The organism is Mycolicibacterium wolinskyi str. Jessa 2025, from assembly GCF_049241375.1.
Taxonomy (GTDB): Bacteria; Actinomycetota; Actinomycetes; order Mycobacteriales; family Mycobacteriaceae; genus Mycobacterium; species Mycobacterium wolinskyi.
On sequence record NZ_CP185960.1, the window covers coordinates 3,172,084 to 3,193,779 of the forward strand.

Annotated in this window: 22 protein-coding genes and 1 tRNA gene; 16 read left to right on the forward strand and 7 right to left on the reverse strand. The window is 67.0% G+C overall.

The features are described from left to right. The first annotated feature begins 2 nt into the window (after positions 1–2). From recN to xerD, 6 genes are all read left to right on the forward strand, one after another. Positions 3–1,766, forward strand: a complete 1,764-nt coding sequence (gene recN / locus ACOI2T_RS15580) for a DNA repair protein RecN (RefSeq protein ID WP_409505275.1) — start codon at positions 3–5, stop codon at positions 1,764–1,766. A gap of 103 nt (positions 1,767–1,869) precedes the next feature. Next, on the forward strand, positions 1,870–3,054 hold the full coding sequence (gene steA / locus ACOI2T_RS15585) for a putative cytokinetic ring protein SteA (RefSeq protein ID WP_409505276.1): 1,185 nt from the start codon (positions 1,870–1,872) through the stop codon (positions 3,052–3,054). A 15-nt stretch (positions 3,055–3,069) separates the two neighbouring features. Then, positions 3,070–4,011 (forward strand): copper transporter, encoded by a 942-nt coding sequence (locus ACOI2T_RS15590; protein ID WP_409505277.1) that lies wholly within the window; start codon positions 3,070–3,072, stop codon positions 4,009–4,011. Between the two features lie 143 nt (positions 4,012–4,154). Beyond that, positions 4,155–5,921, forward strand: a complete 1,767-nt coding sequence (locus ACOI2T_RS15595; protein ID WP_067859290.1) for a CTP synthase — start codon at positions 4,155–4,157, stop codon at positions 5,919–5,921. Next, a complete protein-coding gene (locus ACOI2T_RS15600; RefSeq protein WP_409505278.1) occupies positions 5,914–6,534 on the forward strand; it encodes an NUDIX domain-containing protein in 621 nt (206 codons plus the stop codon). The genes ACOI2T_RS15595 and ACOI2T_RS15600 overlap by 8 nt, the downstream gene beginning before the upstream one ends. Continuing rightward, complete coding sequence (gene xerD / locus ACOI2T_RS15605) at positions 6,531–7,487, forward strand: site-specific tyrosine recombinase XerD (RefSeq protein ID WP_085150700.1); 957 nt, start codon at positions 6,531–6,533, stop codon at positions 7,485–7,487. The genes ACOI2T_RS15600 and xerD overlap by 4 nt, the downstream gene beginning before the upstream one ends. 18 nt (positions 7,488–7,505) lie before the next feature. On the opposite strand, the gene ACOI2T_RS15610 is transcribed toward xerD, so the two are convergent. Then, positions 7,506–8,258, reverse strand: a complete 753-nt coding sequence (locus ACOI2T_RS15610) for an O-methyltransferase (RefSeq protein ID WP_409505279.1) — start codon at positions 8,256–8,258, stop codon at positions 7,506–7,508. A gap of 95 nt (positions 8,259–8,353) precedes the next feature. Here ACOI2T_RS15610 and ACOI2T_RS15615 point away from each other — a divergent pair, with 95 nt between their 5' ends. The 6 genes from ACOI2T_RS15615 to der are packed head-to-tail and all read left to right on the forward strand — an operon-like array spanning position 8,354 to position 13,690. Continuing rightward, the gene (locus ACOI2T_RS15615; protein ID WP_234791057.1) at positions 8,354–9,259 is read left to right on the forward strand and encodes a ParA family protein; all 906 of its coding nucleotides are present in this window, start codon (positions 8,354–8,356) and stop codon (positions 9,257–9,259) included. Between the two features lie 32 nt (positions 9,260–9,291). After that, a complete protein-coding gene (locus tag ACOI2T_RS15620) occupies positions 9,292–10,113 on the forward strand; it encodes a segregation/condensation protein A (RefSeq protein WP_409505418.1) in 822 nt (273 codons plus the stop codon). Between the two features lie 8 nt (positions 10,114–10,121). After that, positions 10,122–10,868: an SMC-Scp complex subunit ScpB gene (scpB, locus tag ACOI2T_RS15625; RefSeq protein ID WP_409505280.1), complete on the forward strand. Its 747-nt coding sequence runs from the start codon at positions 10,122–10,124 to the stop codon at positions 10,866–10,868. A 1-nt stretch (position 10,869) separates the two neighbouring features. Then, positions 10,870–11,610, forward strand: coding sequence for a pseudouridine synthase (locus tag ACOI2T_RS15630; protein ID WP_067859234.1), 741 nt, complete (start codon positions 10,870–10,872; stop codon positions 11,608–11,610). Further along, positions 11,607–12,293, forward strand: coding sequence for a (d)CMP kinase (gene cmk / locus ACOI2T_RS15635; protein ID WP_409505281.1), 687 nt, complete (start codon positions 11,607–11,609; stop codon positions 12,291–12,293). Before ACOI2T_RS15630 ends, cmk begins: the two co-directional genes overlap by 4 nt. Continuing rightward, positions 12,290–13,690 carry a ribosome biogenesis GTPase Der gene (gene der, locus ACOI2T_RS15640; RefSeq protein WP_085150708.1) on the forward strand — a complete coding sequence of 467 codons (1,401 nt, stop codon included), beginning with the start codon at positions 12,290–12,292 and terminating at the stop codon, positions 13,688–13,690. Before cmk ends, der begins: the two co-directional genes overlap by 4 nt. On the opposite strand, the gene ACOI2T_RS15645 is transcribed toward der, so the two are convergent. Further along, a complete protein-coding gene (locus tag ACOI2T_RS15645; RefSeq protein ID WP_409505282.1) occupies positions 13,656–14,642 on the reverse strand; it encodes a threonine ammonia-lyase in 987 nt (328 codons plus the stop codon). The genes der and ACOI2T_RS15645 overlap by 35 nt on opposite strands. A gap of 72 nt (positions 14,643–14,714) precedes the next feature. Here ACOI2T_RS15645 and ACOI2T_RS15650 point away from each other — a divergent pair, with 72 nt between their 5' ends. The 4 genes from ACOI2T_RS15650 (at position 14,715) to ACOI2T_RS15665 (ending at position 18,306) form a co-directional block, all read left to right on the forward strand. Further along, positions 14,715–15,482, forward strand: a complete 768-nt coding sequence (locus ACOI2T_RS15650; protein ID WP_084357042.1) for a sulfite exporter TauE/SafE family protein — start codon at positions 14,715–14,717, stop codon at positions 15,480–15,482. A 246-nt stretch (positions 15,483–15,728) separates the two neighbouring features. Beyond that, positions 15,729–16,670 (forward strand): sulfite exporter TauE/SafE family protein, encoded by a 942-nt coding sequence (locus tag ACOI2T_RS15655; protein ID WP_409505283.1) that lies wholly within the window; start codon positions 15,729–15,731, stop codon positions 16,668–16,670. Positions 16,671–16,750: 80 nt separating this feature from the next. Then, positions 16,751–16,827: transfer RNA gene (locus tag ACOI2T_RS15660), tRNA-Pro, on the forward strand. A gap of 1,089 nt (positions 16,828–17,916) precedes the next feature. Next, on the forward strand, positions 17,917–18,306 hold the full coding sequence (locus ACOI2T_RS15665) for a DUF4352 domain-containing protein (RefSeq protein WP_409505284.1): 390 nt from the start codon (positions 17,917–17,919) through the stop codon (positions 18,304–18,306). Between the two features lie 230 nt (positions 18,307–18,536). Here ACOI2T_RS15665 and ACOI2T_RS15670 read toward each other — a convergent pair whose 3' ends face one another. From ACOI2T_RS15670 to ACOI2T_RS15690, 5 genes are all read right to left on the reverse strand, one after another. Further along, on the reverse strand, positions 18,537–18,965 hold the full coding sequence (locus ACOI2T_RS15670) for a hypothetical protein (protein WP_409505285.1): 429 nt from the start codon (positions 18,963–18,965) through the stop codon (positions 18,537–18,539). A gap of 108 nt (positions 18,966–19,073) precedes the next feature. Next, positions 19,074–19,517: a DUF2971 domain-containing protein gene (locus tag ACOI2T_RS15675; RefSeq protein ID WP_409505286.1), complete on the reverse strand. Its 444-nt coding sequence runs from the start codon at positions 19,515–19,517 to the stop codon at positions 19,074–19,076. Positions 19,518–20,117: 600 nt separating this feature from the next. Then, positions 20,118–20,843, reverse strand: coding sequence for a hypothetical protein (locus ACOI2T_RS15680; protein WP_409505287.1), 726 nt, complete (start codon positions 20,841–20,843; stop codon positions 20,118–20,120). Between the two features lie 12 nt (positions 20,844–20,855). Next, positions 20,856–21,239 carry a hypothetical protein gene (locus ACOI2T_RS15685; protein WP_409505288.1) on the reverse strand — a complete coding sequence of 128 codons (384 nt, stop codon included), beginning with the start codon at positions 21,237–21,239 and terminating at the stop codon, positions 20,856–20,858. A gap of 4 nt (positions 21,240–21,243) precedes the next feature. Next, positions 21,244–21,672 carry a VOC family protein gene (locus ACOI2T_RS15690; RefSeq protein ID WP_409505289.1) on the reverse strand — a complete coding sequence of 143 codons (429 nt, stop codon included), beginning with the start codon at positions 21,670–21,672 and terminating at the stop codon, positions 21,244–21,246. Positions 21,673–21,696 lie beyond the last annotated feature (24 nt).

Sequence of the window (21,696 nt, forward strand, 5' to 3'; positions counted from 1 at the left end):
ACGTGCTCGCTGAAATCCGAATTGAGTCTCTCGGCGCGATCAGCGCCGCAACCGCGGAGTTCGACCGCGGCCTGACCGTGCTGACCGGCGAGACCGGCACCGGTAAGACGATGGTCGTCACCGGCCTGCACCTGCTCGGTGGCGCTCGTGCCGACGCGACGCGGGTTCGCTCCGGTGCTGACCGGGCCGTGGTGGAAGGCCGGTTCAGCACAACGGAATTGGGCGCCGACGTGGCGGGACGCGTCGAGGAGATCCTCGATTCGTCCGGAGCCGAGCGCGACGACGACGGCAGCGTCATCGCCGCACGCTCGGTCAGCCGGGCCGGGCCGTCGCGCGCCTACCTGGGCGGGCGCAGCGTGCCTGCCAAGTCGCTGAGCAGTTTCACCGCCGAGGTGCTCACGCTGCACGGGCAGAACGATCAGCTGCGCCTCATGAAACCCGACGAGCAGCGGGCGGCGCTCGACCGGTTCGCCGACGTCGACAAGCCCCTGGCCCGCTACCGCAAGATCCGTGAGCAGTGGCTGGTGGCTCGTCGGGATCTGGCCGACCGCAGGCTGCGCGCCCGTGAGCTGGCACAGGAAGCCGACCGGCTCAGCTTCGGTATCAACGAGATCGACACGGTGGCACCCCAGCCCGGCGAGGACGAGGCCATCGTCGCCGACATCCGGCGGCTCTCGGAACTCGACGCGCTGCGCGAGGCCGCACAGACCGCGCGCACCGCGTTGTCGGGTGATCTCGACGATCCGTCACCGGATTCCGTCTCGGCGGCCGACGGGGTGGGGCAAGCGAAGGCCGCGCTGGAAGGCACCGACGATGCCGCGCTGCGCGCCCTTGGCGTGCGGCTGGCCGAAGCGGCGGCGGTGATCACCGATGTGACCGCCGAACTCGGCGACTATCTGGCCGAATTACCAAGCGACGCCAGCACTCTGGAAACCAAACTGGCCAGGCAGGCCGAGCTGCGCACACTGACCCGCAAGTACGCCGCCGACATCGACGGAGTGCTCGCCTGGTCACGCGAGGCCGCCGAGCGGTTGGCCGCGCTCGACGTCTCAGAGGAGACCCTGAGTGAACTCGAGCGTCAGGTGGGTGAGCTGGAAACGCAGCTCGTGGCCGCGGCCGCCGAGCTCACCAAAGCCCGCAGCAAGGCGGCCAAGGGGCTGGCGAAAGCCGTGACCGCTGAGCTGGCCGGCCTGGCGATGGCCAACGCGATCTTCAGCATCACGGTCGCACCGCTGCCCGCGCGTGCCGATGATTCGGCGCCGGTGAAGCTGCCCGACGGCAGCGTCGTCCACGCCGGGCACGACGGGGTCGACGCGGTGGAGTTCGGCTTCACCGCACACCGCGGCGCCGACGTGCTGCCGCTGACCAAGAGCGCGTCCGGCGGTGAGCTGTCGCGCGTGATGCTCGCGCTCGAAGTGGTGCTCGCGGCGTCCGCCGAGGGCACCACGATGGTGTTCGACGAAGTCGACGCGGGAGTCGGCGGGCGCGCCGCGGTGCAGATCGGGCGCCGGCTCGCCCGGCTCGCCCGCACGCATCAGGTCATCGTCGTCACGCACCTGCCACAGGTGGCGGCCTACGCCGACGTCCATCTGGTGGTCGACAGCGGCAACGGGCGCAGCAAGTCCAGCGGTGTGCGCCGTATCGACGACGACGACCGGGTGGCCGAACTCGCGCGCATGCTGGCCGGGCTCGGCGAGTCCGACAGTGGCCGGGCACACGCCAGGGAACTACTGGACGCCGCGCAGCAGGAGCGCAACGGCGACTGACCGCCAGGTAGGCCTGTTACTGGTGTGACTAAAGCCAACTTGTGAGGCTGGTGTTACGGCGCGCCTCCACCTCCACTTGAGGGTTTCTCGACAGAATCGGCGCATGAAGATGTCAGCGCTGCTCACTCGCAATGCCACCTCACGCCCGGGTGTCACGGGCACTGCCCGCGTGGACCGCGACATCGATCGACTGCTGCGACGCGTCGGCCCCGGCGACATCGTCGTCCTCGATGCCCAGGACCTGGACCGGATCACCGCGGACGCGCTGGTCGAGGCGAACGTCGCCGGCGTGGTCAACGCGTCCCCGTCGATCTCCGGGCGGTACCCCAATCTGGGGCCCGAGGTTCTCGTCGCCAACGGGGTCACGCTCATCGACGAGGCTGGTCCGGAGGTCTTCAAGAAGGTCAAGGACGGTGCCCGCGTGCGTCTGCACAACGGCGGCGTCTACTCCGGTGACCGCCGGATCGCCCACGGTGTCGAGCGCAACGACCAAGAGATCCACGAGCTCATGCATGAGGCCAAGAGCGGCCTGGTGGCCCACCTCGAGGCGTTCGCGGGCAACACCATCGAGTTCATCCGCAGCGAGAGCCCCTTGCTGATCGACGGCATCGGCATCCCCAACATCGATGTCGACCTGCGCCGTCGGCATGTCGTGATCGTCGCCGAGGAGTCCAATGCCGCCGACGACCTCAAGGCCCTCAAACCGTTCATCAAGGAGTATCAGCCCGTCCTGGTCGGGGTGGGCGTCGGCGCCGATGTGCTGCGCAAGGCGGGATATCGGCCGGCGCTCATCGTCGGCGACCCGGACAAGATGAGCGTCGAGGTGCTGCGCAGCGGAGCCCAGGTGATCCTGCCCGCCGACGCCGACGGGCACGCCGCCGGGCTCGAGCGCATCCAGGATCTCGGTGTCGGCGCGATGACATTCCCCGCCGCCGGCTCGGCCGCGGACCTGGCGCTGCTGCTGTGCGATCACCACGGTGCGGCGTTGATCGTCACCGCCGGGCACACCGCCAACATCGAGGAGTTCTTCGACCGGTCGCGGCAGCGCAGCAACCCTTCGACGTTCCTGACCCGGTTGAAGGTGGGGGAGAAGCTCGTCGACGCCAAGGCCGTGGCCACGCTGTACCGCAGCCGGGTGTCCGGCGGCGCGATCGCCCTGCTGGTGCTGGCCATGCTGGTGGCCGTCATCGTCGCGCTGTGGGTGTCGCGCGCCGATGCCGCGGTGCTCGACTGGGTTGCCGAGTACTGGAACCGTTTCACGCTGTGGGTGCAGGGCCTCGTCAGCTGAATGGGCAGGTGAGCCGTGATAACGCTACGTGCACATGCAATTTCGTTGGCGGCGGTGTTCCTCGCACTCGCGATCGGGGTGGCACTGGGGTCGGGCCTGCTGTCCAACACCGTGCTCTCGGGGCTGCGTGACGACAAGAAACAACTGCAGCACCAGATCGACACGCTCACCGACGACAAGAACGCGTTGAACGAAAGGCTCAACGCGGCAAGCGAATTCGATGCGCAGATGGCGCCGCGCATGGTCCGCGACGCGTTGAAGGACAAGTCGGTGGTGGTGTTCCGGACACCCGATGCCGCCGACGGCGACGTCGACGCGATGGCACGCTTCATCGGCCAGGCCGGCGGCACCGTCACCGGCACGGTGTCGCTCACCCCGGAGTTCGTGGAAGCCAACTCGGCGGACAAGTTGCTCTCGGTGGTCAACTCGCCGATCGTGCCGGCCGGCAAACAGCTCAACACCGCCGCGGTGGACCAGGGCTCACAAGCCGGCGACCTGTTGGGCATCGCGCTGCTCATCGACAAGAACCCCGCCACCGCCCCGGTGGACGACACCCAGCGCGCGACGGTGCTCACCGCACTGCGCGACACCGGCTTCCTGACCTATGACGATCAGCACATCGGTGCGGCCAACACCGCGCTCATCGTGACCGGCGGCGGGCTCGGCGACGACGCGGGCAACCGTGGCGCGACCGTCGCCCGGTTCGCGTCGGGCCTGGCCCCGCACGGCTCCGGCACCGTCCTGGTCGGCAGACAGGGCGCGGCTTCTGGCACCGGCGCCGTGGCCGTGACCAGGTCGGATGCCGCACTCACCGCGGCGGTCAGCACCGTCGACGACGTGGATTCCAGCGCCGGTCAGATCACCGCGGTGCTGGCGCTCGGCGACCTCGCCGCCGGCGGGCGGCCCGGGCAGTACGGCACCGGACCGGGCGCCGCGTCCGTAACCGTCCCGCAATAGCACCGAACCTCTGCTGTCTTGCTCCTCGCGTGCGCGGCGCGTCAGCGACGGCTTGTCGGTGTCAGTGTTAAGGTGAGATTCCGTGGGTTGGCAGGCCACAGCTAGTTTCAGCGATTCCCTGCCCGTCGTCACGGAGGATGCTTTTGCCCGCGTTACGCAAGCACCCGCAAACCGCCACCAAACATCTCTTCGTCACTGGTGGTGTGGTTTCGTCACTCGGTAAGGGTCTGACCGCGTCCAGCCTCGGTCAGTTGCTGACCGCGCGGGGCCTGCAGGTGACCATGCAGAAGCTCGACCCGTATCTCAACGTCGACCCGGGCACCATGAACCCGTTCCAGCACGGCGAGGTGTTCGTCACCGAGGACGGTGCCGAAACCGACCTCGACGTCGGCCACTACGAACGCTTCCTGGACCGCAACCTGTCGGGCTCGGCCAATGTGACGACCGGCCAGGTGTACTCGTCGGTGATCGCCAAGGAACGCCGCGGCGAGTACCTGGGCGACACCGTCCAGGTGATCCCGCACATCACCGACGAGATCAAGAGCCGCATCCTGGCGATGGCCGAACCCGACGCGTCCGGTAACCGGCCCGACGTCGTGATCACCGAAGTCGGCGGCACGGTCGGCGACATCGAATCTCTGCCGTTCCTGGAGGCCGCCCGCCAGGTGCGCCACGAGGTCGGCCGCGACAACTGTTTCTTCCTGCACGTGTCGCTGGTGCCGTACCTCGCGCCGTCCGGTGAGCTCAAGACCAAACCGACCCAGCACTCGGTGGCCGCGCTGCGCAGCATCGGCATCACGCCGGATGCGCTGATCCTGCGCTGCGACCGCGACGTCCCGGAGCCGCTCAAGAACAAGATCGCGCTCATGTGCGACGTCGACGTCGACGGCGTGATCTCGACGCCGGACGCGCCCTCGATCTACGACATCCCCAAGGTGCTGCACCGCGAGGAACTCGACGCGTATGTGGTGCGCCGGCTCAATCTGCCGTTCCGCGACGTCGACTGGACCGAGTGGGACGATCTGCTGCGCCGCGTCCACGAACCGCAGGAGACCGTGCGAATTGCGCTGGTGGGCAAGTACATCGACCTGTCCGATGCGTACCTGTCGGTTGCCGAGGCGCTGCGCGCGGGTGGATTCAAGCACCGCGCCAAGGTGGAGATGCGGTGGGTGGCCTCCGATGACTGCGAGACCGACAACGGGGCATCCGCGGCGCTCGCCGACGTGCACGGCGTGCTGATCCCCGGCGGGTTCGGCATCCGCGGCATCGAGGGCAAGATCGGCGCCATCTCGTTCGCGCGCAAGCGCGGGCTTCCGGTGCTCGGGCTGTGCCTGGGCCTGCAGTGCATCGTCATCGAGGCCGCCCGGTCGGTCGGCATCACCGGGGCGAACTCGGCCGAGTTCGATCCGAAGACCACCGACCCGGTGATCTCCACCATGGCCGACCAGCGCGACGCCGTGGCAGGAGAGGCAGACCTCGGTGGCACCATGCGGCTCGGTGCCTACCCGGCCGTGCTGACCCCGAATTCCATTGTGGCCGAGGCATACCAGTCCACCGAGGTGTCCGAACGGCACCGGCACCGCTACGAGGTCAACAACGCCTACCGGGACCGGATCGCCGAAAGCGGGCTGCGGTTCTCCGGCACCTCGCCCGACGGGCATCTGGTGGAGTTCGTCGAATACGCGCCCGAGGTGCATCCGTTCCTGGTCGGCACGCAGGCCCACCCCGAACTCAAGAGCCGGCCCACCCGGCCGCATCCGTTGTTCGCGTCGTTCATCGGCGCGGCGCTGAGCTACAAGGCCGAGGAGCGGTTGCCGGGTATGGACCTGCCCGAGCAGTTCTCCAACGGCGTCGAGCAGTCAGATGACGCCCTGGACGGATCCCTGGAGAAATCCGACGTCCGTGGCTGAACACGACTTCGAGACGCTGGCAAGCGAAACCGTATACGTCGGAAAGATTTTCGCGCTGCGTGCGGATGAGGTCAGTATGCCGGGCGGGCGCACGGCACGGCGTGAAGTCGTCGAACACTACGGTGCGGTCGCCGTCGTCGCGCTGGACGACGACGGCAATGTGGTGCTGGTGTACCAATACCGGCACCCGCTGGGCCGCCGGTTGTGGGAGCTTCCCGCCGGTCTGCTGGACCTGGGCGGCGAGCCTCCCGAGGTGACCGCGGCGCGCGAACTCAAGGAGGAAGTCGGCCTGGCCGCCGCGAACTGGCGCGTTCTCGTCGACATCATCTCGGCGCCGGGATTCTCCGACGAGAGCGTGCGGATCTTCCTGGCGACCGGGCTGACCGACATCGGACGGCCCGAGGCGCACGACGAAGAAGCCGACATGGTGATCGAGCGGGTTCCGCTGGCCGAGGCGGTGTCGCGGGTGTTCACCGGTGAGATCGTGAATTCGATTGCGGTGGCGGGCATTCTGGCTGCGCACGCGATGAGCGATGCGGAGTCGTTGCGGCCCGTGGACGCACCGTGGGTGGACCGCCCGACGGCGTTCTGGCGGCGCAAAGGCCTGCAGTGACGACATCGTCGCCGCTCCGCACGGCCCTGGACGACCAGATCCAGGGCTACCTCGATCACCTCACGATTGAGCGGGGAGTGGCGGCCAACACGCTGAGTTCCTACCGTCGCGACCTGCGCCGGTATGCCGAACACCTGACGCAGCGCGGCATCGACGATCTGGCCAAGGTCGCCGAGACCGATGTCAGCGATTTCCTGGTGGCGCTGCGCCGCGGTGACCCCGAGGCGGGTGTGGTTGCGCTGTCGGCGGTTTCGGCGGCCAGGGCCGTCGTCGCGGTGCGCGGCCTGCACCGGTTCGCCGCGGCCGAGGGGCTCACCGATGTCGACGTCGCCCGTGCGGTCAAACCACCGACGCCGAGCCGTCGGCTACCCAAGAGCCTGACCCTCGACGAGGTGCTGGCGTTATTGGAAGCCGCGGGCGGCGACAGCGAGGCCGACGGGCCGTTGACCCTGCGCAACCGCGCGCTGCTCGAGCTGCTGTACTCCACCGGCGCCCGCATCTCGGAAGCGGTCGGGCTCGACGTCGACGACATCGACACGCACGCCCGCTCGGTGCTGCTGCACGGCAAGGGCGGCAAGCAGCGGCTGGTGCCGATCGGCCGCCCGGCGGTCAGCGCGCTCGACGCCTACCTGGTGCGCGGACGGCCGGATCTGGCCCGACGCGGCCGCGGTACCCCGGCGATCTTCCTCAACGCCCGCGGCGGCCGGCTGTCGCGGCAGAGCGCCTGGCAGGTGCTGCAGGACGCCGCGGAACGGGCAGGCATCGCATCGGCAGTGTCACCGCACACCCTGCGGCACTCCTTTGCCACCCACCTGCTCGACGGCGGCGCCGATGTGCGCGTCGTGCAAGAGCTTCTCGGGCACGCGTCGGTGACCACGACGCAGATCTACACCATGGTCACCGTGCACACGCTGCGCGAAGTGTGGGCCGGGGCGCATCCGCGCGCACGCTAGAAGATCCTGAGCGATCTGTCAGCCGCCCAGGTACTCCGACTCCAGTACCAGGTCGGGCAGCAGCGTCTGGTATTCGGCGTGCGTCTTGTGCTCCGTCGTGTTCCAGACCGTGCCCTGGTGCTCGCGCATGTAGGCGAGGTACTTCGGTGCGCCGGGCAGCTTGACGTTGTCGGCGACGACGATCGACCCCGGGTGCAGCCAGCCGCGGTCCAGGATGCTGTGCAGGTCGGGCAGGTAGGCGTTCTTGTCGTGGTCGAGGAACACCAAATCCAGCCCGCCCGGGGCGAAGCCGCTCTGCGTGAGAGCGTCGAGCGTTTTGCCGCCGTCACCGATGGTGCCGACGACGCACGTCACCCGGTCGGCGACGCCGGCATGCGCCCAGACGCGGCGGGCGATCTCGGCGTTGGCGGGGGAGAACTCGACGGAGAACACGCGGGCGGCCGGTGCGGCGCGGGCGATGCGCATGGCGCCGTAGCCGCAGTACGTGCCGAGTTCCAGCGCCAACTGCGTTTCTGCCCGCCGGACGGCGGCGTCGAGTAGTGCGCCCTTCTCGTCGCCGACGTTGATGAGAAAAGACTTCTCGTACGCGAACTTGTCGATCGTGGCGAGGACATCGTCGAGATCGCCCTGCCGGGCATTGGCCACGACGTAGTCCGCGGCGGCAGCCTCGCGACCGTCGCCCCACTGCCCGGTCTTGGCGAAGTGCCAGGCGCCGATCCCCATGCGGATGAACGACCACCGCAACAGCGGCAGCCGCTGCTTGAGACTCATGACCTTCACCATATGGCTCGATTGCCCGCGGGTCTGCCCGTCCTGGCAGCGTGACGACGTTAAACTTGCCCGGATGTTCGCCAAGTCTTCGCGATATGACGCCAGTGGTGGTCGCGTTGACTGACGACCACGGACACGATGGTCTGTTCGAGCACAGTGGGACCGAACTGGGCCTGACCGGGCGCCCCCCGCGCGACATTCCCGAGCCGCAACCCCGATCGACGCACGGCCCGGCCAAGGTCATCGCGATGTGCAACCAGAAGGGCGGGGTCGGCAAGACCACCTCGACCATCAACCTGGGCGCGAGCCTCGCCGAGTACGGCCGACGGGTCCTGCTCGTCGACCTCGATCCGCAGGGCGCCCTGTCGGCGGGCCTCGGGGTGCCGCACTACGAGCTCGCGCACACCGTCCACAACCTGCTCGTCGAGCCGCGGGTGTCGATCGACGACGTGCTGATCAAGACCCGGGTCAGCGGCATGGACCTGGTGCCGAGCAACATCGACCTGTCGGCCGCCGAGATCCAGCTGGTCAACGAGGTGGGCCGCGAGCAGTCCCTGGCGCGGGCGCTCTATCCCGTTCTCGACCGCTACGACTACGTGCTGATCGACTGCCAGCCATCGCTGGGCCTGCTGACCGTCAACGGTCTGGCGTGCGCGGACGGCGTCATCATCCCGACCGAATGCGAGTACTTCTCGCTTCGCGGCCTGGCGCTGCTCACCGACACCGTGGACAAGGTGCACGACCGGCTCAACCCCAAACTGTCCATCAGCGGCATCCTGGTCACCCGCTACGACCCGCGTACGGTCAACGCGCGTGAGGTCATGGCCCGCGTGGTGGAGCGGTTCGGCGACCTCGTATTCGACACCGTCATCACCCGGACCGTGCGGTTCCCGGAGACCAGCGTCGCCGGCGAGCCGATCACCACGTGGGCGCCCAAGTCCGGTGGCGCCATCGCCTACCGGTCGCTCGCGCGGGAAGTCATCTACCGGTTCGGCGTGTGAACGACGTCGCGGGTACCGATGCCGCGCAGGCCGTGGCGGCATCGGATACCGCATCGGGCGGCAGTCAGCAGAACCGCTTCCAGGTTCGGCTGACCAATTTCGAGGGTCCGTTCGACCTTCTGCTGCAGCTGATCTTCGCGCACCGGCTCGATGTCACCGAGGTGGCGTTGCATCAGGTGACCGACGATTTCATCGCCTACACCAAGGAGATCGGCGCGCAGCTCGAACTCGACGAGACCACGGCGTTCCTGGTGATCGCGGCCACGCTGCTCGACCTCAAGGCCGCACGACTGCTGCCGGCCGGCGAGGTGCAGGACGAGGAAGACCTGGCCCTGCTCGAGGTGCGGGATCTGCTGTTCGCCCGGCTCCTGCAGTACCGCGCGTTCAAGCACGTCGCCGAGATGTTCGCCGAACTCGAGGCGGCGGCGCTGCGCAGCTATCCGCGCGCGGTGTCGTTGGAGGACCGCTATTCCGACCTGCTGCCGGAGGTGATGCTCGGCGTCGATGCCGAGAAGTTCGCCACAATCGCCGCGGCGGCATTCACCCCGCGCCCGGTGCCGACGGTCGGCACCGATCACATTCACGCGCCCAAGGTGTCGGTGCCCGAGCAGGCCGAGCGGCTGCTTGGCCTGCTGGAACAGCGTGGGGTCGGGCAGTGGGCGACATTCACCGAACTGGTGGCCGACTGCACGGCCGGCATCGAGATCGTGGGCCGTTTCCTGGCGCTGCTCGAGCTGTTCCGGGCCAGGGCGGTAGCATTCGAGCAATCAGAACCGCTTGGTGTGCTCCAGGTTTCGTGGACCGGGGATCGACCGACCAGCGAACACCTGGCAACCGCCGACGCGGAAGAATAGCGAGAACGATGACTGACGAGATTTCCGATCCCGGTGCCGAGCCCGGCGCCGGGATGGATGCTCAGCTGCCGCCCGTCGACCTCGGTGAGGATCTGGGCGTCGACGTCGCCCTCGTCCCGGACCTGGAGGACGGCGAGCTCGGCGCGGTGCTGGAGGCACTGCTGCTGGTGGTCGACACCCCGGTGACCGTCGATGCGCTGGCCTCGGCCACCGAACAGCCGGCCTACCGCATCGCGGCCAAACTGCGGCTCATGGCCGACGAGCTGGCCGCCCGCGACAGCGGCATCGACCTGCGCGAGGCCGGTGGTGGCTGGCGGATGTACACCCGCGCGCGGTACGCGCCGTACGTGGAACGGCTGCTGCTCGACGGCGCGAGGACCAAGCTGACCCGCGCGGCGTTGGAAACCCTCGCGGTGGTGGCCTACCGGCAGCCGGTGACCCGTGCCCGCGTGAGCGCGGTGCGTGGTGTCAACGTCGACGCGGTGATGCGGACGCTGCTGGCGCGCGGCCTCATCACCGAGGCGGGCACCGATTCCGATTCGGGGGCGACGACTTTCGCGACGACGGAGCTGTTCCTGGAACGGTTGGGCCTCTCCTCGCTGACCGACCTGCCCGACATCGCGCCGCTGCTGCCCGACGTCGACGTGATCGACGACCTGAGCGAAAACCTCGGAGACGAACCGCGTTTCGCGAAACTCAACGGCGGGACGCCCTCGGGCGACCAGCCGGCCGCCTTCGATGTGGACAAGGACTGACATGGCCGACGAAGGTGTGCGACTCCAGAAAGTCTTGTCGCAGGCGGGAATCGCGTCGCGACGGGTCGCGGAGCGGATGATCACCGACGGCCGCGTCGAGGTCGACGGCCGCGTGGTCACCGAGCTCGGCACCCGGGTCGATCCGGCGGTCGCCGAGATCCGCGTCGACGGCTCCCGCATCGTGCTCGATGACACCCTGGTGTATCTCGCGATCAACAAGCCGCGCGGCATGCACTCGACGATGTCCGACGACCGGGGCCGGCCGTGTGTGGGCGATCTCGTCGAACACCGCGTGCGGGGCAACAAGAAGCTGTTTCACGTCGGGCGCCTCGACGCCGACACCGAAGGGCTGCTGTTGCTGACCAACGACGGGGAGCTCGCACATCGGTTGATGCACCCGTCCTACGAGGTGCCGAAGACATACGTCGCGACCGTGATCGGCACGGTGCCGCGCGGCCTCGGCAAGAAGTTGCGGGCCGGCGTCGAACTGGACGACGGGCCGGCGCACGTGGACGATTTCGCGGTGGTCGACACGGTTCCGGGCAAGACGCTGGTGAAAGTCACCCTGCACGAAGGGCGTAACCGTATTGTGCGGCGGCTGCTGGCAGCGGTGGATTACCCGGTCCAGGAGCTGGTGCGTACCGACATCGGCACGGTGTCGCTGGGCGATCAACGTCCGGGCAGTATTCGAGCGCTCAGCCGAAAAGAGATCGGCGAGCTGTATCAGGCGGTGGGGTTGTGAGCGGATCTTTGGTGGTTGCGGTGGACGGCCCGGCCGGCACCGGCAAGTCCTCGGTGTCTCGGGGGCTGGCCCGTGCGCTCGGTGCGCGCTACCTCGACACGGGCGCGATGTACCGGATCGCGACCCTCGCGGTGCTGCGTGCCGGGGCCGACCTCGGCGATCCCGAGGCGATCGACCGGGCGGCCGCAGACGTCGCGGTCAATGTCGGGTCCGATCCCGACGAAGACCGCGCATACCTTGCCGGAGAAGACGTTTCGGCCGAGATCCGTGGCGATGCGGTGACCCGCGCGGTCTCGGCGGTGTCGGCAGTCCCCGCGGTGCGGGCCCGGCTGGTCGACCTGCAGCGCGGACTTGCCGCGGGCGGCGGGCGTGTCGTCGTGGAAGGCCGTGACATCGGAACCGTGGTGCTGCCCGACGCCGACGTGAAGATCTTTCTCACCGCGTCGGCCGAGGAACGCGCGCGCCGGCGCAACGCCCAGAACATCGCCAACGGCCTGCCCGACGACTATGAGACGGTGCTGGCCGACGTGCAGCGCCGCGACCATCTCGATTCGACGCGGCCGGTCTCGCCGCTGCGGGCGGCCGATGATGCGCTGGTGGTCGACACCAGCGACATGGATGAGACCCAGGTGATCGCGCACCTGCTCGATCTCGTCACTCAGCATGCCGGGGTGCGGCGATGAGCGAGGACGGTACGTGGTCTGACGAGAGCGAGTGGGAACTTCCCGCCGACGTCGCCGAAGCTGTCGAGGAGGCGGCCATCGCGCCGCCCGTCGTCGCGGTCGTCGGCCGGCCCAACGTGGGCAAATCCACTCTGGTGAACCGGATCCTGGGCCGTCGCGAAGCGGTGGTGCAGGACATCCCCGGCGTCACGCGCGACCGGGTGTCCTATGACGCGAACTGGCTGGGCCGCCGGTTCGTCGTGCAGGACACCGGGGGATGGGAGCCGGACGCCAAGGGTCTGCAACAGCTCGTCGCCGATCAGGCGTCGGTCGCGATGCGCACGGCCGACGCGATCATCCTCGTGGTCGACGCCGTCGTCGGCGCGACCGCTGCCGACGAAGCCGCCGCACGCCTGCTGCGCAAGTCCGGCAAGCCGGTCTTCTTGGCCGCCAACAAGGTTGACACCGAGCGGGGCGAGGCGGACGCGGCGGCGCTGTGGTCGCTGGGCGTGGGGGAGCCGCATCCGATCAGCGCCATGCACGGCCGCGGGGTGGCCGATCTGCTGGACCGGCTGATCGAGGATTTGCCCGAGACCTCCGAGCTCGCCGGTGGCGGCGGCGGGCCGCGACGCGTCGCACTCGTCGGAAAGCCCAACGTGGGCAAGAGTTCTCTGCTGAACCGGCTGGCCGGCGACGAGCGTTCGGTCGTGCACGATGTCGCAGGCACGACTGTCGACCCGGTCGACTCGCTGATCGAATTGGGCGGCAAGACTTGGCGTTTCGTCGACACCGCCGGGTTGCGCCGCAAGGTCGGCCAAGCCAGCGGGCACGAGTTCTACGCCTCGGTGCGCACGCACGGTGCGATCGACGCGGCCGAAGTCGTGATGGTGCTGATCGACGGATCGCAGCCGCTGACCGAACAGGATCAGCGCGTGCTGTCGATGGTGATCGAAGCCGGACGCGCCCTCGTGCTGGTGTTCAACAAGTGGGACCTGGTCGATGAGGACCGGCGCTACCTGCTGGACCGCGAGATCGAACGCGAACTCGTGCAGGTGCAGTGGGCGCCGCGGGTCAACATCTCCGCCAAGACCGGGCGAGCCGTGCAGAAGCTCGTGCCCGCGCTGGAGACCGCACTGGCGTCCTGGGACACCCGGATCCCGACCGGCCGGCTCAACACGTTCCTCAAAGAGGTCGTGGCGGCGACACCGCCGCCGGTGCGCGGCGGCAAGCAACCACGAATCCTGTTCGCCACGCAGGCGACATCGCGTCCGCCGACGTTCGTGTTGTTCACCTCGGGCTTCCTCGAAGCCGGCTACCGCCGGTTCCTGGAGCGGCGGCTGCGCGAGACTTTTGGGTTCGAGGGCAGCCCGATTCGGATCAACGTCAGGGTTCGCGAGAAGCGCTCGGCGAAGCGCTGACCCAACGGTGATATGCGGCGGCGTCGACGTTGCTTCCGCACACGATGGTGGCGACGTGCCGGCCCGCGAAACGGTCCGGGTTCTCGAGGACCGCGGCGATGCCGAGTGCGCCGGATGGTTCGACGACCAACCCGGCGTGGTCGAGCAGCAGCCGCATTCCCGCGATGATCGACGACTCCCGGACCAGGACCGCGTCATCGGCGACCTGAAGGAGGTCGTCGAGCACGGCTGCGATCGGACGTCGTCCCGCGACTCCGTCGGCGATGGTGTCGGTCGATTCGGTGGTGACCACGCGCCGCTCGTGCCACGACCGCGTCATCGCGGGTGCACCCAGCGGCTGGACGCAGATCACGTCGACATCGGGCGCGCAGGTTTTGAGGACGTGCCCGACACCGGTGGCCAGCGCCCCGCCGCCGAGCGCGATCAGCACCGCGTCGAATGACGGCGCGGCGTCGATGAGCTCCAGCCCGATGGTCGCGGCGCCCTCACAGGTCTCGATGTCCAAGCTGTCTTCCAGCAACCGGATGCCATCGTGGCGTGCGATCGCGGCAGCGCGGTCGCGGGCCATTTCGTGGTCGCCGTCCACGAGTTTCAACGTGGCGCCGAGGGCGCGGATGCGATCAAGCTTGACCGCAGGTGCAAACCGGGATGCCACGACCGTGACGTCGAGTCCGCGGCCGCGGCCGGACCATGCGAGCGCCTGGCCCAGGTTGCCCGCGCTGGCGCACACCACGGCTCGCGAGCCGGCGATGGCCAGCAGGCTCGCGACCACCTCGGTGCCGCGTCCCTTGAAACTGCGGACCGGATTCGCGGTTTCGAGCTTGATGCTCACGGCGCACCCGAGGGCCGGCTCCAACGCCTCACAGCGATACAGAGGCGTGTCGAGAAAAACGGGATCGATCATTGTGCGGGCCGCCTGAATCCGTGCGAGGTCGAGGCGCGTATCCGGCACGACAGCAGCGTAATCCCGGCGTGGTGGGTCCACCGGTCGGACGATAGGGTGGCCCGAGTGTCCGTGACCCACATGATCCTGATCGCATTGGCCGGTGTCGGAGCGGGAGCGATCAACGCGGTCGTCGGATCGGGCACGCTCATCACGTTTCCCACACTGGTCGCGCTCGGCTATCCGCCGGTCACGTCGACGATGTCCAACGCGGTCGGTCTGGTCGCCGGCGGCGTGTCCGGCACGTGGGGGTATCGCCGTGAGCTCAAGGGTCAGTGGAAGCGGCTGCGCTGGCAGATCCCGGCGTCGTTGATCGGCGCGGGCGCAGGCGCGTGGCTGCTGCTGCACCTTCCGGAGAAGGTGTTCGTCGCGGTGGTCCCGGTTCTGCTGATCCTGGCACTGATCCTGGTCGTGATCGGGCCCCGCATCCAGGCATGGGCACGACGACGCGCCGAAGCGTCCGGCCAGTCCGCCGAGCACGTGAGCTCACGGAAAATGGCTGTGCTGGTGCTCGGGACGCTTGCCGTCGGCGTCTACGGCGGATACTTCACCGCCGCCCAGGGCATCCTGCTGATCGCCGTCATGGGCGCGTTGCTGCCGGAGTCGATGCAGCGCATGAACGCGGCGAAGAACCTGCTGTCGCTGCTGGTCAACATCGTCGCGGCGCTGGCGTACACGATCGTGGCGTTCGACCGGATCAGCTGGGAAGCCGCGGGCTTGATCGCGGTCGGTTCGCTGATCGGCGGATTCCTCGGAGCGCACTACGGACGCCGGCTGTCGCCGAACGCGCTGCGCGCGGTGATCGTGGTGGTGGGACTAATCGGGCTGTACCGGTTGTTGGCGGTGTAAGGCTGCGATGCAATCGCTGAGCGCCTCTTGTAAGCTTTTTGAATCTGTCTGAAAAGGGAGGGGCGACCGGTGGCTGAACGTGCTTACCGCACTGCGCCGTCTGCCCTTGCTGCTCTCGAGCCGTTCTGGCCCTCGCGCCGGTTGATGGCTTTCGACGAATGGTGTCGCGCGCGCATCTGATCCGCGCCCGTCAGTCCGTCAGGTCGCCCATGTCTTGGTGACCATTATTCGAAAGCAGCCGAATTCATGCGGTCGCTCATCATCTTCGCGCTCGTCGGCCTTGGAGCCCAGATCGTCGACGGCGCCCTCGGTATGGCCTTCGGTGTGACGGCATCGACCCTGCTGGTGCTCAGCGGCGTCGCGGCTGCACAGGCCAGCGCCGCGGTCCACCTGGCTGAGGTCGGGACGACCCTGGCCTCGGGCCTGTCGCACTGGCGGTTCAAGAACATCGACTGGAAGATCGTCCTGAAGCTGGGCGTGCCCGGCGCGATCGGCGCCTTCCTCGGCGCGACGGTGCTCTCCTCACTGTCCACCGAGGACGCCGCGCCGCTGATGGCCGGGATCCTGCTCGCGATCGGTGTCTACGTGTTGCTGCGGTTCTCGCTGCGCACGCCGCCGGCCTTCCGGTCCGGCAGCACCCCGCACACTGCCAAGTTCCTGACGCCGCTGGGTCTGTTCGGCGGCTTTATCGACGCCTCGGGTGGCGGCGGCTGGGGCCCGGTCACCACGAGCACGCTGCTGTCGCGCGGCAAGACCGCACCACGCACCGTCATCGGCTCGGTGAGCGCTTCGGAGTTCCTGGTCGCGGTTTCGGCATCGCTCGGCTTCCTCGTCGGGCTGCGCGAGGATTTCCTGCACAACATCCCGATCGTGCTGGGCCTCGCGGCCGGCGGTGTCATCGCCGCGCCCCTGGCGGCCTGGCTCGTGTCCAAGGTCAGCCCCGCGCTCCTGGGCACCGCGGTCGGCGGCGTCATCGTCCTCACGAACGCCCAGAAACTCCTCAAGTACTTCGGCATCCACGGTGCCGCCTCGACGGCGATCTACACCACGATCGCGGTCGTGTGGGCCGGGTTGGTCGTCTACGCGTGGCGGACTTCGCGGGCGCCGGAATACCTGCCCGAGGCCCTCGATTCGGAGGCTCCGGCCGAAGAAGAGCTCGCCGACGAGCCCGATACCGCGGTGCGATGACGCGCAGGGGTATCGATTGGGGCGGAGGCCGACCCCTACGGTAAGCTTTCGACTCGCTGCCGGTGCAAACCGGAAGCAAGCGGGCTGTGGCGCAGCTTGGTAGCGCACTTGACTGGGGGTCAAGTGGTCGCAGGTTCAAATCCTGTCAGCCCGACCATGAAAAGAACTCGCCGGCGGAAGCCGGCGAGTTTTTTCTTGGTCGGCTGACATGATGCTGGGAGCCGGGGCGCCCGCCGAGGTACGAGGCGGTCGCGCCGGCGGGTCATGTCAGCCGGACAGAGGTCAAAGGCGGTTTCCGAGATTCGGGAGCCGCCTTTTTCATGTCGTACCACCTTTGCATACCGCGATCACAATCCGAGCGCATCTCCGAGTCCATCCCAGAGCGAGTCGGCTTCCGATTCAGCTACATCGACGATCGCGTTCCGTGGTTACAACAACAGGCCAACTAATACCACCAACTCGTCATCGAGATCGGCCGCGTCCAGGTCTACGGCGCCGTGTTGCACCAACGACCACCCGATAAACCAGACCACTCAAATGCTGGCGCGGACGATCGGCATTGATCGAAGCGCTGTACGTCTCAAGCCGTGTCACTTGCGATTCCGAAAGACTTGCGCGACTCTGAGCCAGGAAGTACGAAGTGACATGCGAGATGGGCAATCCGCCTTATACCCAGGACGACTGGGAGAACAGGACAAAGACATAAAAGCCCGACCCCCACAATGAAGCATCATCATGGGCTCAACTCGGACTGTACCCACCCGGCAAGACACCACCGTGACGCTTCTTTACGACGCTTCTTTACAACCACTGCGCCGACCCGCCAAGACGACAGACCCCTACAAACCTGGATCGAGCGGACATGACTACCCAGGGGGACTGCTGCCTAGGTACCCCCAATGGCACCCCATGGCACAGGCGTCGCCCCCCTGGTTTCTCACAAAAAACCTCGGCGCGAACAGATCCGCGGATTTCATTGCCCGTAACTACACTCCCGGCCATGGGGGAAGAATTGCTATGCGCTGCCGTAGGTCAACCTGGCGAATCGATGAACGGCGCAACGCCGCAGAAGTTCTCATCGCCGGGGTTCCTCATTGGAGTGGCACTACTTGTCGGTGCGGTCGCGACGGCGGGTTGTGGTGCAGCAACAGTGTCTGAGCGCACCGTGACGGTCACCGCGCCAAGCGGGGCGAACGTGGCGGATTTGTCCTCTGGGGCTCCACAGCCGCAACCCCAGTCTGCTGGTGTGGGTGTCCCCGTAAGAGATGGTCCGCTTGAGTTCACCGTGCACGGCGTTCGCCGGGCGAGTTCGGTGCCGACTCCGGCGGGAACCCAGGACGCCCAGGGTGAGTACCTCATCGTTGCGTTGACCGTCGCGAATGTCGGTGTCGAGCCGACTCAGTACTTCACCGATAGTCAGTCGCTGGTGATTGGCGGTCGCCAGAATCCAGCTGACATACTCGCGGCCGTCTACCTCGATCCGCAGTCTGCGGATTACATCACGCCGGGTTTAGCCGTCGACATCGAGACGCCCTTCGACGTGCCCGTCGGATCGGTGCCCGAGTCGATCGTGCTGAGCGACATAGGCGAGCCGGGCGGGGTTGTCGTGGACCTCGCCGGCGTTCAGATCTCCTGATTCGACGCAGACTGATTCGGCGACGCTGGCGACGCGAACCCGTACGTCGGGGCCGGTCGCTGGTCCTCGCGAAGCTGTGGATGCGCAGGTATCGGCGGATAATGAGGATTCGAGTCAATTGCGGGACGGCGATGCAGCGGTACCTTGCCGCGCGTGCGCGACAAATGGATCCTCGATGGACGGACTGTATGGGTGATCGAAGTAGGTCGGTGCTTGGCCGTGGCTCACGCTCACGCTTGCAACGGCGACTTAGACGCTTGAATCGTTGTGTGCCGGAAGCCGTTCCGATCAAGCACTCTCCGCACTGTGGCCTCGACGAGTTGGTGCTTCACAAGCGGCCCCGTGATTACGTTGACGAGTGCTTCACGTTCGAATGGCAGTTGGATATAGGGCTTGAACATCCTCAGTCCATCGGAGCGAAACTGAACGTCGACCGTTTCCAGCGTTCCCTGCGCATAGAAGGTAAACGGTTCGCCTAGGCTAGTTAGCGCTCGCTTCTGCGACAGACTCCTACCGCCGAAGTGTTCGGTGATGGTGATGCGGTGTTCCTGCTCGTCCTTGAAGTCCGAATGCTTCACAAGGGGTAGACGGTGCACAAGCGCATGGGTCTGGGAGATGCAGTTAGCCACGTTGGTGTCGAAGGATCCGCCCTCGTTCACCTCACCGATCCTCTGCACGGAATCGATCAGGCCGCGGACCACCAGGTCCCGCGCGGCATCGCCATAGGCAACTTTCTGCAGGAACGCACCCCACTTAAACTCGACCGTCTAACCCTCCGCGGGGCCTCCGCCGACGATCGCTCTCACTGGGATCAGTTGCCCGTTCGACCCGTGGTGGTACTGGGGAACGCTCAGCATGCCGATCTTGTCGGAGTCGAATCCAAGGGCGAGGCCATGACCGTTGCTGCCGTAGCGGGTCCATTGGCTGAGCGCGTCGGAGTGCTCGCTGAAACACGCTACGAACATGGCGTCGTCGAAGTGCATCAGGTCTCTCGCGTTCATCAGCCTGAGCGCTTCGACTTGCGCTCGATATGCCTCGGAGTGTTCGCCAGGCTGCGCAACGAGTTGGTCGAGCCTTTCGACGAATGCGTCCCAGGTGTAGATCAGCTCGCGAGAGTCATTGAGGTATCGAAAGTCGGTGGCCCACACTGCAGCCTTCTCGACCACACCTTTGAAGCCTTGGGCGTCCGTGTAGTGGTAGACGATTGCCATGCCACAAACCTAGAGCGCCAGCTGCCAGCCGCCCGTCATCGTCCGAGCGCGTGCCTTATCGAAATGCGACGGCGGCGCCACTCGTCGTCTCTTATCGGCCGAGCTCTTCAAGCCGGTGGTCTGACGTCTCGGACGCAAAAGCGGTCGGCAGAAGCGATCGAAGGAAGATGGGTTTCATCGATATCGGGCGATGTATTCGTAACTGCCTCTTGCTTCTCGTCTGGCTCCAGGAACCGCGCGCGACAACAGGCATACGTGCAGACATATTCGTCAGTCCGTTTGCGGTACTCCACACCGATGCGCCCACAAACTGGACACCGCTTACGAAGTTTCTCGGCCTCGGAGAATCGACCTCGTCGATCCGCGATACGCCGAGAATCGCTTGCCCCTCACGCACAACGACCACATCATTTTCGGCGACCTTCTTATAGAAGGCGACGGCGTCAGCGCGGCCATATGACGGTCCGGGTCAGCAGCGGGCCGGCGACGCAGACGTAGCTCGGGCACGCGCGGCCGGGCCGCAATCGGCTCGATGACGAAGGTGCGGGCCAAGGACACCGCCGACGCGGAAGCAGCCGGCGTTCGCCGGCGACCGGGCGATTACTCCGCTCGGACGCGCGTCGGCTCGCCGGATCCAAGACCCTTCGTCGGCGTCTCCCAACGAATGCCGTCAGCTGTCGTAAAACGCACATGCACAACTACTTCCGACATATCGAGCGGTATGTAGCTCGGTACCTGGTAGCTGGCGGTCCGCGGCTCGACCGTGCCCAGCGGCCGTTCTGGGTCGGCCGGATCATGGAACATCACGACGAAGTAGGCCAGCGTGTCGTACGTGTCTTCGACCCCTTGGCTCGGCTTGAGGATCGGCCGGTGGGTGTTGGTCGCCGGCCGGCCACGGCCGACCCAATGACTATCGCGAGGAACCCAGTGCGCGTCGGGATGTTTACTCCAAGTCGCGTCAACGACGTCGACGTCTATCACTGGAAGAGGTCCAAAGTTGCGCGCTTCGATCACTACCGAGGCTGACCGGTTGGACTCTGAGTGTGTCGAGAGCTGCACCAGCCGAGCGTGTGTCCTCTGCTCGTCGCGACGTTCAGCGTTGCGTTCGCTGCGGTCCCGGCCGGCGATGTAGAGCGCCACGCCGACCGCTGCCGTGGTTGCGAATGCGGCAAACCACTCGCCGACCGTGCCGAGCTGGATCCGCCAATGGCTGACGAACGCCGGACGCTGCGGCAGCGCTGCCCAGGCTTGCAGCGCGAGCCACGTCAGCGCCGCCTTCGCCGCGACGACGCTGACGCCGATCGCGACGGCTGTACGTACACGCATCGACCGCTGTCCCTATTTGGCTGCCGGCTCGGCGTCGTCGTCGACGATCTCGACTAGCTCGACGTCATCGCTGAAGCGGACCCGGCGGCGGTCGACGCGCGGCTGCTGCTGCCCAGGAAGCGCCGCCCAGTGAACGGTGACGAGCCATGATTCCGCCGGGTCCGTGATTACCCGCGTCAGATCGCGGATCCTTCCCATGATGTTGTAGCCGTCCCGTCCCTCTGTCACCAGCCGGCCGACGTGTTCCGGCGTTAGCCGCTCTCCTTTGATCAGCTCAGTTCGAACTCGTGCCCGCGCGCCTGGCTCGCCGACGATTTCGACCTCGCGCTCGTTCGGCGGCCCTCTCAGCTCGATTTTCTTCATCCCTCGGGCCTGGAGTTCAAGGAAGCCGACCACGCCGTCACCCCACCGCCGCGTCGACTTCCTCGCTGCCCGCGGCAGCGGCAGCGGCAACAGGATTCACCCAGAAGATCTGCCAGGAGTGGCCGTCCAAGTCGTTGTAGCTGCGGCCGTACATGTCGCCCTGATCCTCGGTGTCGCCGACGGTGGCGCCCAATGCGAGGGCGCGGTCGACCAACCCGTCCACGTCCTCGCGGCTGTCGACGCTCAGGCAGATGACGCATTCCTTCACCTTGGAGGCGTCCGCGGTCTCAAGGGGATGCAGGGAGTCGAAGGTGTCATGCTGGATCAGCATCGCGAATTGGTTCTCACCGAGCACCACCGTCACCGCTGTGTCGCCGCTGAACGCCTCGTTGAAGGTGTAGCCGAGGTCGGCGAAGAACTTCCGTGAGCGCTCGACGTCGGCGACGGGCAGGTTCACAAAGATCATGGCGGATGGCTCCTACAGTCCGGG

What these genes read in the sequence shown, in the direction of transcription:
- ACOI2T_RS15610 (WP_409505279.1), bottom strand. Translation starts at nt 8,258, where the DNA reads ATGAGTCTCAAGCAGCGGCTGCCGCTGTTGCGGTGGTCGTTCATCCGC.
- ACOI2T_RS15690 (WP_409505289.1), bottom strand. Translation starts at nt 21,672, where the DNA reads ATGATCTTTGTGAACCTGCCCGTCGCCGACGTCGAGCGCTCACGGAAG.
- der (WP_085150708.1), top strand. Translation starts at nt 12,290, where the DNA reads ATGAGCGAGGACGGTACGTGGTCTGACGAGAGCGAGTGGGAACTTCCC.
- ACOI2T_RS15650 (WP_084357042.1), top strand. Translation starts at nt 14,715, where the DNA reads ATGATCCTGATCGCATTGGCCGGTGTCGGAGCGGGAGCGATCAACGCG.
- ACOI2T_RS15615 (WP_234791057.1), top strand. Translation starts at nt 8,354, where the DNA reads ATGACGCCAGTGGTGGTCGCGTTGACTGACGACCACGGACACGATGGT.
- ACOI2T_RS15655 (WP_409505283.1), top strand. Translation starts at nt 15,729, where the DNA reads ATGCGGTCGCTCATCATCTTCGCGCTCGTCGGCCTTGGAGCCCAGATC.
- scpB (WP_409505280.1), top strand. Translation starts at nt 10,122, where the DNA reads ATGACTGACGAGATTTCCGATCCCGGTGCCGAGCCCGGCGCCGGGATG.
- ACOI2T_RS15630 (WP_067859234.1), top strand. Translation starts at nt 10,870, where the DNA reads ATGGCCGACGAAGGTGTGCGACTCCAGAAAGTCTTGTCGCAGGCGGGA.
- steA (WP_409505276.1), top strand. Translation starts at nt 1,870, where the DNA reads ATGAAGATGTCAGCGCTGCTCACTCGCAATGCCACCTCACGCCCGGGT.
- ACOI2T_RS15675 (WP_409505286.1), bottom strand. Translation starts at nt 19,517, where the DNA reads ATGGCAATCGTCTACCACTACACGGACGCCCAAGGCTTCAAAGGTGTG.
- ACOI2T_RS15680 (WP_409505287.1), bottom strand. Translation starts at nt 20,843, where the DNA reads ATGCGTGTACGTACAGCCGTCGCGATCGGCGTCAGCGTCGTCGCGGCG.